Source organism: Nocardiopsis sp. NPDC049922, assembly GCF_040660275.1.
In the GTDB taxonomy this organism is placed as follows: Bacteria; Actinomycetota; Actinomycetes; order Streptosporangiales; family Streptosporangiaceae; genus Nocardiopsis.
This window is the reverse complement of sequence record NZ_JBFAME010000012.1, coordinates 98,766-116,019: the sequence shown is the minus strand read 5'-3', so window position 1 is coordinate 116,019 and position 17,254 is coordinate 98,766. Positions and strand designations below refer to the sequence as shown.

The 17,254-nt window shown below is 69.8% G+C and carries 9 protein-coding genes, 1 tRNA gene and 1 pseudogene; 7 read left to right on the top strand and 4 right to left on the bottom strand.

All coding sequences use genetic code 11. From position 1 onward, the window contains the following. Nucleotides 1-56 precede the first annotated feature (56 nt). Genes AB0I72_RS21470 through AB0I72_RS21460 form a run of 3 tightly spaced genes read left to right on the top strand, consistent with a single transcriptional unit; the run spans nucleotide 57 to nucleotide 11,587 of the window. Nucleotides 57-2,195: a beta-ketoacyl synthase N-terminal-like domain-containing protein gene (locus tag AB0I72_RS21470; protein ID WP_358571454.1), complete on the top strand. Its 2,139-nt coding sequence runs from the start codon at nucleotides 57-59 to the stop codon at nucleotides 2,193-2,195. Next, nucleotides 2,188-8,922 (top strand): SDR family NAD(P)-dependent oxidoreductase, encoded by a 6,735-nt coding sequence (locus tag AB0I72_RS21465; RefSeq protein WP_358571452.1) that lies wholly within the window; start codon nucleotides 2,188-2,190, stop codon nucleotides 8,920-8,922. Before AB0I72_RS21470 ends, AB0I72_RS21465 begins: the two co-directional genes overlap by 8 nt. Then, on the top strand, nucleotides 8,906-11,587 hold the full coding sequence (locus AB0I72_RS21460; RefSeq protein WP_358571450.1) for an amino acid adenylation domain-containing protein: 2,682 nt from the start codon (nucleotides 8,906-8,908) through the stop codon (nucleotides 11,585-11,587). Before AB0I72_RS21465 ends, AB0I72_RS21460 begins: the two co-directional genes overlap by 17 nt. A 181-nt stretch (nucleotides 11,588-11,768) precedes the next feature. Here AB0I72_RS21460 and AB0I72_RS21455 read toward each other — a convergent pair. Continuing rightward, nucleotides 11,769-11,873 (bottom strand): annotated as a pseudogene (locus AB0I72_RS21455). A gap of 280 nt (nucleotides 11,874-12,153) precedes the next feature. Beyond that, nucleotides 12,154-12,462: a hypothetical protein gene (locus tag AB0I72_RS21450; RefSeq protein ID WP_358571448.1), complete on the bottom strand. Its 309-nt coding sequence runs from the start codon at nucleotides 12,460-12,462 to the stop codon at nucleotides 12,154-12,156. A 384-nt stretch (nucleotides 12,463-12,846) separates the two neighbouring features. On the opposite strand from AB0I72_RS21450, the gene AB0I72_RS21445 reads away from it, so the two are divergent. After that, on the top strand, nucleotides 12,847-14,007 hold the full coding sequence (locus tag AB0I72_RS21445) for a DUF5677 domain-containing protein (protein ID WP_358571446.1): 1,161 nt from the start codon (nucleotides 12,847-12,849) through the stop codon (nucleotides 14,005-14,007). A 191-nt stretch (nucleotides 14,008-14,198) separates the two neighbouring features. On the opposite strand, the gene AB0I72_RS21440 is transcribed toward AB0I72_RS21445, so the two are convergent. Next, nucleotides 14,199-14,660 carry an NUDIX domain-containing protein gene (locus AB0I72_RS21440; RefSeq protein WP_358571532.1) on the bottom strand — a complete coding sequence of 154 codons (462 nt, stop codon included), beginning with the start codon at nucleotides 14,658-14,660 and terminating at the stop codon, nucleotides 14,199-14,201. Nucleotides 14,661-14,684: 24 nt separating this feature from the next. On the opposite strand from AB0I72_RS21440, the gene AB0I72_RS21435 reads away from it, so the two are divergent. The 3 genes from AB0I72_RS21435 (at nucleotide 14,685) to AB0I72_RS21425 (ending at nucleotide 16,751) form a co-directional block, all read left to right on the top strand. After that, on the top strand, nucleotides 14,685-15,464 hold the full coding sequence (locus tag AB0I72_RS21435; protein ID WP_358571444.1) for a GntR family transcriptional regulator: 780 nt from the start codon (nucleotides 14,685-14,687) through the stop codon (nucleotides 15,462-15,464). A gap of 622 nt (nucleotides 15,465-16,086) precedes the next feature. Continuing rightward, entirely contained in the window at nucleotides 16,087-16,323 is a 237-nt protein-coding gene (locus AB0I72_RS21430) for a hypothetical protein (protein ID WP_358571530.1), read from the top strand. Then, complete coding sequence (locus AB0I72_RS21425) at nucleotides 16,320-16,751, top strand: hypothetical protein (RefSeq protein WP_358571442.1); 432 nt, start codon at nucleotides 16,320-16,322, stop codon at nucleotides 16,749-16,751. The genes AB0I72_RS21430 and AB0I72_RS21425 overlap by 4 nt, the downstream gene beginning before the upstream one ends. A 344-nt stretch (nucleotides 16,752-17,095) precedes the next feature. On the opposite strand, the gene AB0I72_RS21420 is transcribed toward AB0I72_RS21425, so the two are convergent. Beyond that, nucleotides 17,096-17,171: transfer RNA gene (locus AB0I72_RS21420), tRNA-Arg, on the bottom strand. Nucleotides 17,172-17,254: the final 83 nt, after the last annotated feature.

Sequence of the window (17,254 nt, the reverse complement as noted above, 5' to 3'; positions counted from 1 at the left end):
CCCGCGCGTCCGCCATCACCCATGCCCACGCGCAGTGAACCCCTCGGAGCGCATCCATGACACCTGTCGCCATCATCGGCCTGGCCTGTCGATTTCCCGGGGCGAAGAACCCTGTCCGGTTCTGGGCCAACCTCATCGGCGCCGTCTCCAGCGTCGGCGCCGTCCCCGAGGGACGATGGGCCGACCGAAGACCCGGACCGGGCGCCCCTCCGGCCGGTGCGGGGGGCTTCCTGCCCGACCCCGACCTCTTCGACGCGGAGTTCTTCGGCATCTCGCGCAGGGAAGCCCAGTACATGGACCCGCAACAGCGGCTGCTGCTGGAGCTGGCGTGGGAATGCGTCGAGGACGCCGGTGTCGCGGCCGACGGGCTGCGCGGCACGCGCTGGGGCGTCTTCGTCGGCGCGGACGCCGACGACTTCCGGATGCGCTACTTCATGAGCGGATCCCTGGACCGGTTCGGCCACATGGGCACCAGCGGCTGCATGCTCGCCAACCGGGTGTCCCACCACCTGGGCCTCCGCGGCCCCAGCGAGGTCGTCTCCAGCGGCCAGTCCTCCTCCCTGGTCGCGCTCCACCGCGCCGTCGGCGCCCTGCGGCTCGGTGAATGCTCGGCCGCACTCGTCGCCGGAGCCAACCTCAACCTGTCGGGGGCCGTCACCGAGCAGGTGCGGCTGTGGGGCGGGCTGTCACCGGACGGGCGGTGCCACACCTTCGACGAGAGGGCGAACGGATACGTCCGGGGCGAGGGGGCCGGTTGCGTCGTCCTCAAGCCGCTGGACGCGGCGGTTCGGGACGGTGACCACGTCTACGCGGTCATCCGCGGCAGCGCCACCGCCAACGACGCCGGCCGGGGACCGGGCGGCGTCGGCGTCCCCTCGGTCGAGGCCCAGCGCGAGGCGATCACCGCCGCGCACGAGATGGCCGACGTCACCGCCGACCGTGTCGCCTACGTGGAACTCCACGGCACCGGAACCGCGGTCGGGGACCCCGTGGAGGCCGCGGCACTCGGTGCGGCCGTGGGACGGCGCCGCCCGGACGAGGACCCGCTGCCGGTCGGTTCCGTCAAGACGAACATCGGACACCTGGAGTCCGCCGCCGGCATCGCCGGACTGATCAAGGCGTGCCTGATGCTGCACCACGGCTGTCTGCCGCCCACCCTCAACCACAGCCGGGCCCACCCCGGCATCCCGCTGGACGAGCACAACATCCGGGTGGTCACCCGGCCCGAGCGGCGGACGTTCGGTCCCCAGGAGGTCATCGGGGTCAGCTCCTTCGGCATGGGCGGTACCCACGCGCACGTGCTGCTCGGAGCGCCGCCCGACCGGTCGGACTCCGGCGGCTCCGGTGACTCGCCGGACCCGGACCCGGTTCCGGGGAGCGACGATCACGCGGACGCCGTCTGGTGCCTGTCCGGACGTTCCCGCGACGCCGTCCTCGACCTGGCCCGAGCCCTGCTCGACCACCCGTTCGGCACGTCCACCGGCACGGTCACCGACGTCGGGCGCGCCCTGAGCGCCCGAAGCCACGGGGAGCACCGGGCCGCCGTCCTGGGCTCCGACTGGGACCAGATCCGGCAGGGGTTGGCGAAGATCGTCTCCGGGCACGATCTCGCGGTCCCCGCCGAGTGGATGACCCGGACCCCCGGGCGTCGCGCCACGGCGGTGCGGGCCGCGAGCGCCTACGTCCACGGAGGCGATGTCACGGCCGTCCGCGACCACCTCGGCGAACGGCGGCGCGCGGTGCCGCTGCTGCCCACCTACCCCTTCCAACGTCGGCCCCACCCCCTGCCGGGCGGTGCCGCGGACCCCGACGCGCCCACCGCGTCCCAGCGACGGAACCCGGAGCCCGACGACCGGTCCACCGCCCCGCCGACCGGCGCGGCCGACAGCGCACGCCCCGTGCCGCGTTTCCTGGACCGGTGGTCCGCCGCCCGCACCGCCGCCGACCGGTCCTGGGCGATGCGGACCCTGCTCGAGGACGAGCTCGCCGCCGTCCTCGACGAACCCGCTCCCGCGCGGGCCTTCGAGCGCAGCTTCAGCGATCTCGGCATCGACTCGATGACCCTCCTGGAGTTCGCGGACGCGGTCGCGGACCGGACCGGGGTCGGGATACCCGAGACCGTCCTCTTCGACCACCCCACTCTGAACGCACTCGCCGCATACCTGACGGAGAAGCTGGAGGGACAGCGTGTCTGAACACGGTCCGGCACGGGACGACATCGCCGTCGTGGGCATGGCATGCCGCTTCCCAGGCGGGGTGAACACCCCCGAGGAGCTGTGGGACCTGGTCCGCCAGGGCCGCGACGCCGTGGACGACTTCCCCGACGACCGCGGCTGGGACACCGCGGACCTCTACGATCGGGCCTACGCCCGGCAGGGCGGCTTCCTGTACGAGGCCGACTCCTTCGACGCGGCCTTCTTCGGGATCCGACCCGCGGAGGCGAAGGCCATGGACCCCCAGCAGCGGGTGCTGCTGGAGGTGGCCTGGGAGGCGGTCGAGCGGGCCGGGATCGTGCCGTCGAGCCTCCGGGGCTCGTCGACGGGCGTCTTCGTCGGCGTCATGCCCAACGAGTACGGGATGCCGCTGTGGCGCTGGCAGGACGAGACGGCCGGGTACATGGGGACCGGCACCTCCACCAGCGTCGCCTCCGGCCGCATCTCCTACCTGCTCGGCCTGGAAGGCCCGGCGCTCACCATCGACACGGCCTGCTCGTCGTCGGGCGTGGCCATCCACACCGCCGTGCGGTCGCTCCGGAGCGGGGAGACGGACCTGGCGCTCGTCGGCGGTTGCACGGTTCTCGCGGGGCCGGGCATGTTCGTCGACTTCGCCAAGAACCACGCGCTCTCGCCCGGGGCCCGCTGCCGCACCTTCTCGGACGCCGCCGACGGCACCGTGTGGGCCGAGGGCGCGGGCGTCCTCGTCCTCGAACCGCTCGCCAAGGCCCGACGCCTCAACCGCCGCGTCCTCGGCGTCATCAAGGGGACGGCCGTCAACCAGGACGGCGCCAGCAACGGCCTGACCGCGCCCAACGGCCGCGCCCAGGCCAAGGTCATCACCCGGGCGCTGGCCGACGCGGGGCTGGCCCCCCAGGACGTCCAGCTGGTCGAGGCGCACGGCACGGCGACCCGGCTCGGCGACCCCATCGAGGTCAACGCCATCAGCTCCACCTACGGTCGGGGCGACCGTGAGCACCCGGTCTACCTCGGCTCCCTCAAGTCCAACATCGGCCACTCCATGGCCGCGGCCGGAGTCGGCGGCGTCATCAAGTGCCTCGTCGCGATGCGTGCGGGGGTGATGCCCCGGACGCTCCATGTCGACGGGCCGCTCAACACGCACGTCGACTGGTCGAACGCGGTCGAGGTGCTGCGGGAGAACCGTCCCTGGGCTCCCCGGGACGGGGTCCGGCGCTGCGCGGTCTCCTCGTTCGGCGTCAGCGGCACGAACGCGCACGTGATCCTGGAGGGCTGGGACGACGCACCCGTCGCGGACCCCGGTGGTGCGACGGAGGACCGCCCGACCCTGCTCAAGCTCTCGGCCAAGACCCCCACGGCCCTTCGGGCCTACGCCGAGGCCGTGGCCGCCAGGCTGGAGTCGGACGAGGTCCCGCTGGACGGCGTGGAGCACTCCCTGATGTCCGCCCGCCAGGACTTCGACCACCGCGCGATCGTGTCGGGCGACAGCCGCGGCGCGCTGGTCGCCGCCGCACGCGCGTTCGCCGCGGATCCCGCGGACGCTCCGGCCGTGTACGGCGACGCCCGCCCCATCCGCCGCCCGGTGTTCGTCTTTCCGGGCCAGGGCTCGCAGTGGCCGGAGATGGCCCGGACGCTGCTGCGGGAATCCGACGTCTTCCGACTCCGGGTCGAGGAGTGCGCCCAGGCCTTCAAACCCCACCTCGACTACGAGGTCATGCGGGTCCTCACCGGCGAACGGACGGATGTCGACCCGGAACGCACCGACGTCATCCAGCCCCTGCTGTTCTGCGTCATGCTCGGCCTGGCCGAGATGTGGCGCTCGGTCGGGGTGGAGCCCGCCGCCGTGGTGGGCCACTCACAGGGCGAGGTCGCGGCCGCCTGCCTGAGCGGCGCCCTCAGCGTGGAGGACGCCGCCCGTGTCGTCGCCTGCCGCAGCAGGCTCCTGGAGGCGTCGGGACGCGGCGGCATGGCCGCTCTCGCCGTCTCCGCCGAGACGGCGCGGCGACTCATCGACGAGGCCGACGCCGACCTGGTCGTCGCGGCGACCAACGGCCCCGAGTTCGTGCTCGTCTCCGGTGACGACGACCCGGGAATCGGACGCCTGCTCGATCTCTGCGACGGCCGTGACGTCTACGCCCGCCGGGTGCCGGTGAAGTACGCCTCGCACTCGCCCACCGTGGACGCCCTGCGCGACGACATCCTGACGGCTCTGTCCGACGTCACCCCGACCCGCGCCACGATCCCCATGTTCTCCACCGTGGGGGCCGAGCCGGTCGAGGGCGACGAACTCGACGCCGCGTACTGGTACCGCAACCTGCGGGGACAGGTGCGGTTCGCGGAGACCGTCGCCGAGATGACCGAACGCGGCTACGACGCGTTCATCGAGGTCAGCCCGCACCCGGTGCTGGTCGGTTCCCTGGAGGGGATCGTGCGGCAGGCGGGCGGCGACATCCCGGTCACCCCGACCCTCAGACGCGACCAGGGGACCCGGGAACGCTTCCGCACGGCGGTCGGCGAAGCCTACGTGCGCGGCCACGCGATCGACTGGCGCGCCCTGCGCGGTGACCGGGAGGAAACCGAACCTCCTCTGGTGGAGCTGCCCACCTACCCCTTCGAACGGCAGCGCTTCTGGCTGTCCGGCCCGGCGGGCCCGTCGGGTTCGGCGGCCCCGAGTGCCGCCCCGCCCGTCGCCTCCGTCCGGGACGGGGGGCACCCCTTCCTCTCCTCCGTCGTGTCGACGCACGACGGGACGGTCCTGCTCAGCGGAGACCTGTCCGTGCGCGGTCACCCGTGGCTCATGGACCACCGCGTCGAGGACACCGCGCTGCTGCCCGGCACCGCCTTCATGGAGCTGCTGCTGACCGCCGGCCGTGAGGTGGGCTGTCCCGACGTCGAGGAGATGATGCTCTGGGACCCGCTTCCGGTCCCCATGGACGGATCGGCCGTCGACGTCCAGGTGGCCGTCCGACCTCCCGACCCGCGGGGCACGCGTCCCGTCGCGGTCTACTCGCGCCCGCGGGGGGACCAGGAGTGGTCGTGCCACGCCGAGGGGTCGCTGACCCCCAGCGGCACGGCCGAACGGGACACGGAACGGACCGACGCGGTCCGCGCGGGCCGGGACGGCACGCCGCTGCCCGCGGACGCCATGTACACGCTGCTGCGCGGACGCGGATACGGTTACGGCCCCGCCTTCCGCGGGGTCCGCGAGGCCGAGCACCACGGCGGACTCAGCCGCTCGCGCATCGTTCTCCCGGACGCCGCCCGCGTCAACCACCGCGGCTTCACGATCCATCCGGCGCTCACCGACGCCGCGCTCCACGCCGCCGTCGCCACCGGGCTGCTGGGCGCCGCCGACACCGGAAGCGTCGCCGTCCCGTTCGCGTTCAGCGGTGTGCGGCTGGGACCGGCCGCCGACGGCGAGGCCTGCCACGCGATCGCGCGGCGCACCGACGACAACGCCGTCTCGCTCGTCCTGACCGACGAGTCCGGAGCGGTGCTGCTGACCGTGTCGCGCATGGTCGTGCGCGACCTCGCGGTCGCCCCGGCCGAGCGGGACGACACCGACGCCGCCGCCCTCTACGAGCTGGACTGGCGTCCGCCCACCGCCGAACCGGCGGACGACGCTCGGCTCTGCGTGGTCAGCGAGGACGACGGCCCCCTCCACGCCGCCCTGCGGGACGCCAGCAGAGGGGGCATCTCGGTGGCGACGCTGGACGAGGCCCTCATGATCATCGGCGGCCTCCCGGGACGATGGCGGATCGCCGTCGCCGTCGCCGAGACGGAGGGCACGGTCGGCGAGCAGGCCCACGGGACGGCGGCCGCCGCCCTGGACACGCTCCAACGGTGGCTCGGGGAGGAGGAGCTCGCCGACCGCGTGCTGCTCACCTTCGTCACGCGCAACGCCGTCGCCGTTCCCGGTGACGAGGAGTTCCGGTTGGGCGCGAGCGCGGTGTGGGGCATGGTCCGCTCGGCGCAGACCGAACACCCCGGTCAGGTCCGGATCGTCGACGTCGACGACGCGGCACTGGGCGAGCGCGAGGTCGTGGCGGCGGCGCTCCGGCGTTCCGAGCCACAGCTCGCCGTCCGCGGCGACCGCGTGCTGTGCCCGCAGCTGGCCCGCCACAGACCAGGCGAAGCCGCTCCCCTCGACCCGGGCGACGGCGCCGTCGTCATCACCGGCGGGACCGGCACCCTCGGCCGCGAGCTGGCCCGACATCTGGTGTCCCACCGGGGCGTGCGCTCCCTCGCCCTGCTGAGCCGAAGCGGGGACCGGGCCCCGGGGATCACCGAGTTCCACGACGAACTGTCCGGGCTCGGCGCGGCCGTCCGGGTCGTCGCCGCCGACACCTCGGACGCCGATGACGCGCGCCGGGCGTTGGCCGAGGTGCGGGCGTGGCGGCCGATCACCGGTGTGGTGCACGCGGCGGGGCTGCTGGACGACGCCATCGTCTCCGCCATGACCCCCGACCAGCTGCACCGGGTCCTGCGGAGCAAGATCGACTCCGCCGTGGCCCTGGACGACGCGACGCGCGACGACGACCTGCGGTTCTTCACGCTCTTCTCGTCGATCTACGGTGTGCTGGGCGGCCCGGGACAGGCGAACTACGCCGGCGCCAACACCTTCCTCGACCACTTCGCGGCGTGGCGTCGCGCCAGGGGACGCCCCGCCAACGCGGTCGCCTGGGGACTGTGGTCCGAGTCCACCGGAATGACGGGCCACCTCGACGAACGCGACCTGCTGCGACTGCGCCGCAACGGCGTGGCGCCGTTCTCCGTCGGCGAGGGGCTGGAGCTCTTCGACCGCGCCCTCGCCAGCGGCGCGGCCGCGCTGGTGGGCGGGCGTGTGGCGCTGCCCGACGCGGGCACGCCCGACCTGGCCGACGTGCCGTTCCTGCTGGGTGACCTGACGGCACGGCGCAACCGCGGGACCGTCGCCGCCGCGCGTCCCGACGCCGCGACACGCGACGGCTCGGCCCCGACCGGCGACGCCCTCCGGTCGCCCGGTTCCGACGACGCGGACTCCGGCGCCGCATCCGTCCTCGCCGTGCTGAACGACCCGGACGCGTCCGCGGACCAGCGCACCGCCGCACTGCTCCGCCTGGTCACGGAGCGCAGCGCCGAGCTGCTCGGCATCCGGCCGGAACGCGTCGACCCGCGGAGTTCCTTCTACGAGATGGGATTCGACTCCCTGACCTCCGTGGAGCTGCGTACACGGCTCGGCCGGGCGCTGGACGTCCGGCTCGGGGCGACCGCGGTGTTCGACCACCCCACCCCCCAGGCCCTGACCGAGCACGTCCTCGGACTGTTCGCGCCGACCGGGGCGGGCGCGGCGACGGCGGAGAGCACCGCCGAGCCCGACGGGACGGAGGAGCACCGCACCCGCACGGAGCCGGTACCGCGGGCCACCCGCCCCGACTCCGGGGAGTTCGGCCTCACCAAGCTCCAGGAGGCCTACGTCCTCGGCCGCGCGGGCGACTTCGAGCTGGGCGACGTGCCCACCGTGCTGTACATCGAGGTCGATCTCACCGGATTCGACGTCACGGCGGCCGAGCGCGCGCTGCGCACGCTCATCGACCGGCACGAGATGACGCGGGCGGTCTTCTCCCCCGACGGGACCCAGCGCGTGCTGGGAGAGGTGCCGGAGTACCGCATCGCCGTGGAGGACCTCCGCGACCTCGACGAGGAGGAGCGGACGTCCCGCCTGGCGGAGCTGCACGACCAGCTGCGCACGCACGCTTTCGACATCACCGCCTGGCCGCTGTTCCTGGTTCGCGCCACCCGCCTGACCGACCGCGTCACCCGCCTGCACGTCGCCGTGGACGTGCTCATCTCGGACGGCGGGAGCAGCACGCTGCTGTTCAACGAGTGGGCTCGGCTGTACCGGGACCCGCGGGCCCAGCTGCCCCCGGTCGGACCGTCGTTCGCGACCTTCGTACGAGGGATCCGCGCGCACGGCGCGTCCGAGGAGGTCGAACCGAGCCGGGAGTACTGGCGTGGGCGCGCCGCCGAGCTGCCGCCCGCGCCCCAGCTCCCCCTCACCGTCAGCCTGGGCGACGTGACGACCCCGGACTTCGGCAACCGGTGCCTCCGGATCAGCGCGCCGGAGTGGGCGGCGTTCCAGCGCAACGCCGCGGCGGCCGGGGTGACCCCGTCCTGCGCGATCCTCACCGCCTACTGCCACGTGCTGGCCCGGTGGTCGAAGACCCCGGACTTCACGGTCACCATGCTGGTCTCCCAGCGCAGCGGCGTCCTCGACCTGGACATGTCCCGGACGGTCGGCAACTTCTCCTCGACCAGCCTCCTGGAGGTGCACATCGACCCCGCCGCGCCCTTCCGCGAGAACGCCGCGGCGATCCAGCGGCAACTGCTCCGCGACATGGAGCACGTCGCCCACACGGGTCTCGACGTCCTGCGCGACCTGGGTCGACTGGACGGCGGCGCCGGACGGGCGCGGATGCCCGTGGTCTTCAACAGCACCCTCGGCGGCGGCCCGCGCCCCGGGGGAGCGGACGAGGCGGGGCCGATCGGCGCGCTGTGTCGGCTCGGCGAGTCCGGCGTCCCGGTGTGGAGCGGTGTCCGCACGCCCCAGGTGATCCTGGACCACCAGGCCTTCGAGGAGGAGGGGTGCCTGGTCCTCAACTGGGACGTCGTCGAGGAGGTCTTCCCCGAGGGGACCGTGGACGCCATGCTCACCGCTTACGAAGGGCTGATCCGTGAACTCTGCCGTTGACAGCGCCTGGACTCGGCCCGCCTGGTCCGAGCCGCACGGCGGCGCCGAAACCGTCCCGCCGGCCGCCGAGCACGTCTTCGCCGAGGACGCCCTGCTGCACCGCGACGTCGTGGCCCAGGCGGCGAGGACGCCGGAGGCCGTCGCGGTCGTCGCCGAGGGCCGGTCGCTGACCTACGCCGAACTGGACGCCGAGTCCGTTCGCGTGGCCAGGTGCCTGGCCGACGGCGGGGCGGGCCCGGAGCACCTGGTCGCCGTCACCATGGAGAAGGGATGGGAACAGGTCGTCGCCTGCCTCGGTGTGCTGCGGGCCGGGGCCGCCTACGTGCCCGTCGACCCGCGGTGGCCCGCGCGCCGGGTGCGCGGCATCGTCGAGGCGGCCGGGATCCGCCAGGCGCTGGTGCAACCGTGGCTGCGCGACGCCGTCGAGTGGCCCGAGGGCGTGCTGGTCCGGGAGGTCGGGCCGCCCGCCGCGGACGATCCGGCGGTGGCCCCTCCGGAGGTGACCTCGTCGCCGCGCGACCTCGCCTACGTCATCTACACCTCCGGTTCCACCGGGACGCCCAAGGGGGTGATGATCGAACACGGTCCCGCGCTCAACACCGTGCTCGACGTCAACGAGGAACTGGGCCTGACGTCCCGGGACCGGGTCCTCGCCCTGTCGGCGCTCAACTTCGACCTGTCCGTCTACGATCTCTTCGGACCGCTGTCCGTCGGCGGTGCGGTGGTCATCCCCGCCCCGGGGGAGCTACGGGAGCCGGGCGCGTGGCTGCGGCGCATGCGCCAGGACGGCGTCACCGTCTGGAACAGCGTTCCGGCGCTCATGGCGATGCTGTGCGCGTACGTGCCGACCGACGCGCCCCGGCCCGCGCTTCCGCCGCTGCGCGCGGTGCTGATGAGCGGCGACTGGATCCCGGTGGCGTTGCCCGCCGACATCTGGAGACTGTTCCCCGAGGCCGCGCAGTGGAGCCTCGGCGGCGCCACGGAGGCGTCCATCTGGTCCGTCTGGCACCGGATCGCCGCCTCCGACGGAGCGCTCCCGTCGATCCCGTACGGGGTGTCGATGCGCGACCAGCGCGTGTTCGTCGCCGACCGGGCGATGCGGCCGCGCCCGCCGTGGGTCCCCGGAGAGATCCACATCGCCGGGGCCGGGCTGGCACGCGGCTACCTGGGGGACGCGGAACGCACCGCCCGCAGCTTCGTCACCGACCCCGCCACGGGGCGGCGCCTGTACCGCACCGGTGACTGGGGACGCCTCCTGCCCAACGGTGAGATCGAGTTCCTCGGCCGTGAGGACATGCAGGTGAAGGTCGGCGGCCACCGCATCGAGCTCGGCGACGTGGAGGCGGCCCTGCTCGGCTGCCCGGGTGTCCGGGACGCCGTGGCCGTGGTCCACGGCGACCGCGGCAAGAAGCGCCTCACCGCCCACGTCCTCCTGCGGCCGGACGTCGCGTACACGGGCGCCGAACTGCGCGAGATGCTGACCGACCGGGTCCCGGAGTACATGGTTCCGGCGGCCGTCGCGGTCCGCGACGCCTTCCCCCTGACCTCCAACGGCAAGGTGGACCGGGCCGCCCTGGCCGCCGTCCCGGACGACCCGGCGGCGGAGGAGGAAACCGCCGCGCCCCCAGCCGACGCCGAGGAGAAGCTGCTGCTGGACATCTGGGGAGCGTTCTTCGACGCGCCCGCGCTGTCCGTGACCGACGACTTCTTCGAGCTGGGCGGCGATTCACTGCTGGCGGTGCGACTCGTGTCGGCACTGCGCCGGGAGCTGGGCGCCGACCTTCCCGTGGCCGCCCTGTTCGCCGCCCCCACCATCCGCGCACTGGCCCGGAGGATACGTGACGAGGGGGTCGGCACGCCGTCGAACGACCGTCCGACGGTGGTGCCGATCAGGACCGAGGGAACGGCCACACCGCTGGTGCTGGCCCACCCGGTGGGCGGAGAGGTGCTGTGCTACGCGGAGCTGAGCCGCCGCCTCGGCGAGGACCAGCCCGTCTACGCGCTGCAGTCGCCGCACCCGAACGAACGGGAATCGACCCTCACCGAGCTCGTGGCCGACTACGCGCGGGCCGTCGCGCGTGACGTCCCGGGGAGCACCTACCGGCTCGCCGGATGGTCGATGGGCGGCCTGCTGTCCCTGGAGCTCGCCCGGGAGCTGGAGTCGCTGGGGCACGTCGTCGAACGGGTGGACGCGATCGACGTGACGGAGACCCCCGGGGACCTGGAGAGGGCCGAGGTGAGCGATGCGCGGCTGCGCACCTGGCTCGCCCGCGACCTCGCGGGTCTCACCGGCCATGGAGCGGACACCGACACCGAGTACCCCTCCCTGGAAGATCTCTTCTCCGCGCTGGGTGAACGCGGCATCCTTCCCAGCGACATCGACCTGACGGAGTTCGAGTCGACCTTCGCGCGCTTCGCCGCGAACGCCCGGGCCCTCGCGGGATACCGGCCCGAGCCGTACCCGGGAGCGGTGCACTTCATCCAGGCGGAGTCGGGCGGCGGTGCCGCGACCGCCGAAGCCTGGCTGCCCGTGTGCGAGGGGGGCGTCACGGTCGCGGAGGTTCCCGGCGACCACTACACAGTGCTGACACCGGAGTGCGTCGACGCCGTGGTCGACGAGCTGCGCGCCCCCTCACCACGGGCAGTGGGGTCGATCGGCGCTTGACACCCGTCGACAGGTGAACACCGCGGCGCGTTCGGCGAGGAGGTCTCCGCTGGACGCGCCGCACTCGTCACGGCGCTGGTCGGGGCCGTGACGGGGCTGGACACGGCCCTTCGAGGGGCACGAAAGAAACCGCCGGGCCTGTGTGGTGTCCAGGTCCGGCGGTATCTCCACTGTCTCAAGGTGGCGCACTCGGGAGGACTCGAACCCCCAACCTTCCGATGTTCCGGGTGCCTCCGCTGGCTGGCGGGTGAGGGGTGGGAACGGCCGCTGACCTGTGCGGGAGTGCTGGGGGCTTCCCGGGGGTTCTGGCGGCTTCCCGGCGGCGTGTGCACTGAATGTGCATCGCCTTGACCCCAGCCACAGGATGCCAGCCCCAGGTGAACTGGCCTTTCCCGCGTACCTCAGCCATGCTCCCCTAGCCACGGTCTTCGGCAACCATCGTTTCTGGTCCAGTGCGGCTGATGGCGCTGGGGACAGCGGCCACGGACAGTCCGGGTCGCGCGATCGGGTGCCCTTGGGGCCTGAGGACGTCTCTGCTGCCGTCCGACCGGGCAAGGTGTTCAGGCTTAGAGCTGCATGTGGTGTGACGGACCGGAGGACTCCGGAGACCATCCGTGAGCGAGAGCGCTCCGGATGGCCGCGACGACCACGGCCGGGGTCACAGCGGTGGGAGAGTCCACCGACAGCCAGGTTCCCGGGTGCGGGTGCTGGGTGGTGACGACGAGCGTCTGCCCTGGCTCCTCTGCCAGTTCCACGGCGAAGGTCATGGGTGTCGCGCAGATGCCCTGTGTGTAGGTCGGCTTGTGCCGTACGCGCCACCGGTAGTCGGTGCCGTCCACGGTGATGCGGCGAGAGCCCTTGCGGACCAGTGCCATATGGGTCGCCTTCTGCCGGGGGTTCGGATATGAACCGTACTCACTTTAGGCGTAGAGCGGTTGAGCGCGCATGGAACGCTTGCCCGAGTAACCACGGAGGTGGATTGATGGGCGGTTCGGGGCAGGAGAGCACATCCGTCCGTTTCAGGACCAAAAGCTCTGACATACGCGCAGGTCATGAGGCATGATGGCCTGACTTGGTCCGTTCTGGCCCCATCTTCGGGGGCCGCGTCAGACAATGGCAGAGGCGTTGCCACGGGCGCGCTCGGGACCGGGCGTCAGCCCGCAGCCCGAGCGGCGGCCGGTGGCCGCAGCGACGGCGCTCGCGCCGTCGCCTTGATTTCATACAGCTCAATTCTGCAGTTTCTTGAATTAAGGAAATGATTGAAATACAATATCCAGCCTGATGGCAAAGGCTTTCGCCAAATGATCTCCGATGCCACCGGGGAAGTGTTTCCCGTATTCCAGGAGTGCCTAGATGCAATCGTCGGGGTTGCTGAATTTGTCGGACACCTTAGACCTGAACCCGCAATTCTTCAATTGATGAATCAGAGCTTCAATGATTTTTATGATCTGGCGAGAGAGCTTCAAGAGGGTAGTGGTAGGGCGGCAACGCGAACGGCGCGCGCCTTAATTGAGCATTCTATTAATTTTGCCTCGATTTCCTCTGACGATGAGATGCTAGGCAGGTATTCGGATCATTATTACGTCTCAGTTATTTCGGAGTGCGAAGCGAAAATTGGAGCAAATAACCTGCCTAGCGCTGAGCGCAGTTCGTACCTTCATGAATTAAATAAAGTGGATAGGGATAATCGCTCAAAGCGCGATGAAGTATTGTCTAGGCATGGAGCTTCTTTTCGGGGATCTTGGTCTCAAAAGAATCTATACGAGAGAGCTCGTGATCATGACATGCTAGATTTCTATCCTTATTATAGGATTGCTTCCTCTGTGATGCATGGAAGCTCTGGTGGAATTAAGGGCACTGCCTTTGATGTGGAGGGGCACTCTTTTTTTCGTCTTGGTCCAGCGCTGAAGCTCTGTCCCCTTGCTTACCACGAGGGTGTGCGCGCTTTTCACTCGCTGATGAGCCAACTGGAAAGGTCTTTTCCTGGATCAGGTGTCGTGCAACTGAAGGAAAAGCTGCGAAAACTGCAGGTCTTGTGGCCAAAATATAGGTCAGCTGTGCTTAATTTGGATAAGGAAGTAACCCCTGATTCTCCGCTCGATGTATCTCACTCCTGCGCTTTGATCAGCGGAACTGGAACGGTCAAGTGGTCGATCGTTTCTCCATTGGGTGGGTGGATCATGTTTTGCGAGGAGCCGCAGCTCTATAAGGATGGAGGAGCATTCAAGGATTCGATAGATTCTTTCAGGAGGAGATTTTCTCAAATTTTTGATCACGACCACTGGGAGCCAGTGGGGCTGCCTTCAATTTCCCTGGCGCCAACCCCTGGGGGGAAGAAATATCCCCGAGCAAACTTCATCCCTAACAAAGAGTGGGACGAGCTTCTCGTTAGCTTGGGTTTTAAAAAGAGAAATCTTTAGTGGATGCTATTTCATCGAGCCTTGGGTTCTTTTTGCGTATTTTCTACCTGCTTCTCAGATGGCTCGCGCTTTGCATGCATCTCCGTTGGTTCCAACTTCCTCTTGGGGGAGGTTTGACTGGAGAAATCTTATTCGGCGCTATTGTCTATAGTTTGTCATTATTTTTATTCTCCCACTTGTAGAATATTTGTCTATCTTGTTGAGGTTAGTCGCACACCATCGTGGGTTCGGATGTATGGGGTTTCTGCGCCTAGAGCATCGAGTAGGCGGACCGCATAGACCTCGCCCATGTGCTTCTTGACCTCGTCGGGTGTGAACCATTCGACGGCGGTCGCTTCGGGGGTGACGCGTGCTTCGCCTCCGGACGGCTTGCAGCGGAAGACGAGGGCGATGATTCCGCGGGCCATGTTCTTGTAGACGCCCGTGAGCTGTTCCACCTCGACGCGGATACCGGTCTCCTCCAGCACCTCGCGGACAACCCCCTCTTCCGGGGTCTCCTCCAACTCCAGCACCCCGCCCGGGGGCTCCCACCGGCCGTTGTCCCTGCGCTGGATCGCCAACATGCGTCCGTCCTCGCGGATGACGGCTCCTGCGACGGACACGGAATGCAGCGGCGTTGACGGCTTGTCTCCGGTGCTGTTACTCATGTACATGAGCATAGGAGGCACAGAAGGACTATGGCGAGCACTGTAGGGGCGAAGTCGGCGAAGCCCCGGTATCTCCAGATCGCGGACGACATCGAAGAGCAGATCAGGACTGGTCGCCTGGCACCTGCTGAGGAGATACCGAGCGAGACCGCCCTGATGGAGCGCTATAGCGTCTCCTCCGGTACGGTCCGCAAGGCGATCGCCCAGCTTCGGGCGACCGGCCTGGTGGAGACCTTCCAGGGCAAGGGCTCCTTCGTGAAGTCCCGGCCTCCCGTCACGCGCAAGTCCTCGGACCGGTTCCGGCGCTCGCACCGCCGCGCGGGCAAGGCGGCCTACATCGCGGAGACCGAACAGGCCGGGGTGAAGCCCACGGTTCAGGTCCTGTCCATCGGACCCGTCTCCGCTCCCGCCGAGATCGCTGAGCGCCTGGACGTGAACGAGGGTGACAAGGTCCTTGCCCGCCGTCGTCTCTACTTCAGCGACGGCACTCCCACTGAGGAGGCGACGTCCTACCTGCCGTGGGACGTGGCGCGGGACATCCCCGAACTCTTCGAGGAGAACCCGGGCGGCGGTGGCATCTACGCCCGTCTGGAAGAGCACGGGCACGAGTTCGCCGAGTACACCGAGACTGTTCGGGCGCGTCTGGCCACCAAGCAGGAGGCGAGTGCGCTGAGCCTGAGCCCCGGCTCTCCGATCATCCACCTGACGCGGAACGCGGTCACCACGGCTGGGCGTGTGGTGGAGGTGTGCGACACGATCATGGTCGCTGATCAGTTTGTGCTCGACTACCGCATACCCGCCACAGACTGAGGCCCGGAACGTCCGAGTTAGACAGGCTTCTTGGCCTCACGGGGTTGACTCATGTACATGAGTGAGGCAACCTGTGTATGACAACTCATATACATGAGTGCATGTGATTGTCCCATGTATATGAGTTGGGCAGGGTTCGTTTGAGCGGTGCGCTCGTGGTCCGACAACCCAGTGCACCCCAGTCCCCCGGGGAGCGTGCTTCGTGGATGCCGTCGCCGTCTCAGCTTCGAAGCGGTGCAAGTCCTGTCGCGGGCGCGGACGTAGGACCGTCCGCTCTCGTCGCCTGGTCGTGGTCCGCTCGTCGGCTACGCGAGAACCGGCGACACGTGTCGTGTCCTGCACGACCTGTCGGGGGACCGGAACGGGCTCCTGAAACGCACGGGTGGATATACCGCGGCCGGATGGGCTGCCGGTCGTGGTCACAGCCACTCACAGACAGCAGACCCCCGCGACGCGGGCTAGGCGTCCGGGGGCACGGCCAACCTGAGGAAAGCAGGCTGACGTGAGCGACCTTATCGCCCTGATTCGGGCGTTGGTGACTCTGATTCGACCGAAGCGACGCGGCAGGCACCGCCGGACCGGTCCCCGGCCGTTCCCCCTGCCGTCGCCTACGCGGGTGGCGATGCTGCCCGCGCCGGAACCCATCGTGATGGACGGTGACGACCCCCGCGCCTACCGCCTCGTGCGCGGCCCCTACACGGCCCTGGAGCACAAGCGTGCCGCGCAGCGGGCCGAACGGGACCGGCGGGGAATCGACACGCTGGTGCGGATCGCGCAATCGACCTCCCCTGACGACGGCCTGGACGAACTGCGTGACCTGGTGCGCACGGCCATAGCCGCAGGGGTGGTGGGACGGTGACCGCCGATGAACCCGATTCCGTGGTCGACAGGGAGACCCTGAAGGCATGGGCGCGTGCTCGGGGAGTGCGGGTGCGCGTGGCCTGTGAGGACTGGGAGTCCATCACCTACGAGGCACTGTCCCCCCAACCGGACGGAACCTCGCTGGTGCAGCGGATCCGATGTGTGCTGCCCGAGACGATCGCGCGACGGCGGTTGCGCATGACCTACGTGGTCGGGCTCTGCCACGAGTTCGACGGGGCCGAGTGCGCCCATGTCCGGCGCATCGTGCCCCCGGTGCTGTCCTCGACGGACGAGGCGGCACGCCGTGACGTGTCCTTGGTTGCCGCCGCCCTGGTGGAGGCTGAACGCCGGACGGTGTGCGGGGCGACCGCGGACAACCTGCGGGTCTACATCGTCGAACGCGCCGATCGCTGGCGCCCCTTCTGAGAACCCCGCGTGCCTGACGTCTCCCCGAGACCACGGCGGCCAGGGCACGCGGGTCTCTTCCTCACCTGCTGGCGTGCGCGCCTCCTGGCGACACGACCAGGTGCCGCGTCCGCCCACGATGACCGGGCGTTGACTCTCCTGCTCGGTTACATCGTTCTGCGTGGAACGAGGTCGCCGAAGCCATGGACGCGGCCCGGTCGCGGGTGCTCGCCGCCTGAGGGGGCACCGACGCCATGTGTACTGGATGTGCATCGCGGCTCCGGACGCCGCCCTCCTCGGGGCACAAAAGAAACCGCCGGGCCTGTGTGGTGTCCAGGTCCGGCGGTATCTCCACTGTCTCAAGGTGGCGCACTCGGGAGGACTCGAACCCCCAACCTTCTGATCCGTAGTCAGATGCTCTATCCATTGAGCTACGAGTGCAGGTCTTCAGTTGTGTGTCGCCCGGATGGCCGTGCCTCCCTGGCGACGTCTCCGACTCTACCACGGGGTTGGAAGGGCTTCGC

What these genes read in the sequence shown, in the direction of transcription:
- AB0I72_RS21470 (WP_358571454.1), top strand. Translation starts at nt 57, where the DNA reads ATGACACCTGTCGCCATCATCGGCCTGGCCTGTCGATTTCCCGGGGCG.
- AB0I72_RS21435 (WP_358571444.1), top strand. Translation starts at nt 14,685, where the DNA reads ATGGCGAGCACTGTAGGGGCGAAGTCGGCGAAGCCCCGGTATCTCCAG.
- AB0I72_RS21430 (WP_358571530.1), top strand. Translation starts at nt 16,087, where the DNA reads ATGCTGCCCGCGCCGGAACCCATCGTGATGGACGGTGACGACCCCCGC.
- AB0I72_RS21440 (WP_358571532.1), bottom strand. Translation starts at nt 14,660, where the DNA reads ATGTACATGAGTAACAGCACCGGAGACAAGCCGTCAACGCCGCTGCAT.
- AB0I72_RS21450 (WP_358571448.1), bottom strand. Translation starts at nt 12,462, where the DNA reads ATGGCACTGGTCCGCAAGGGCTCTCGCCGCATCACCGTGGACGGCACC.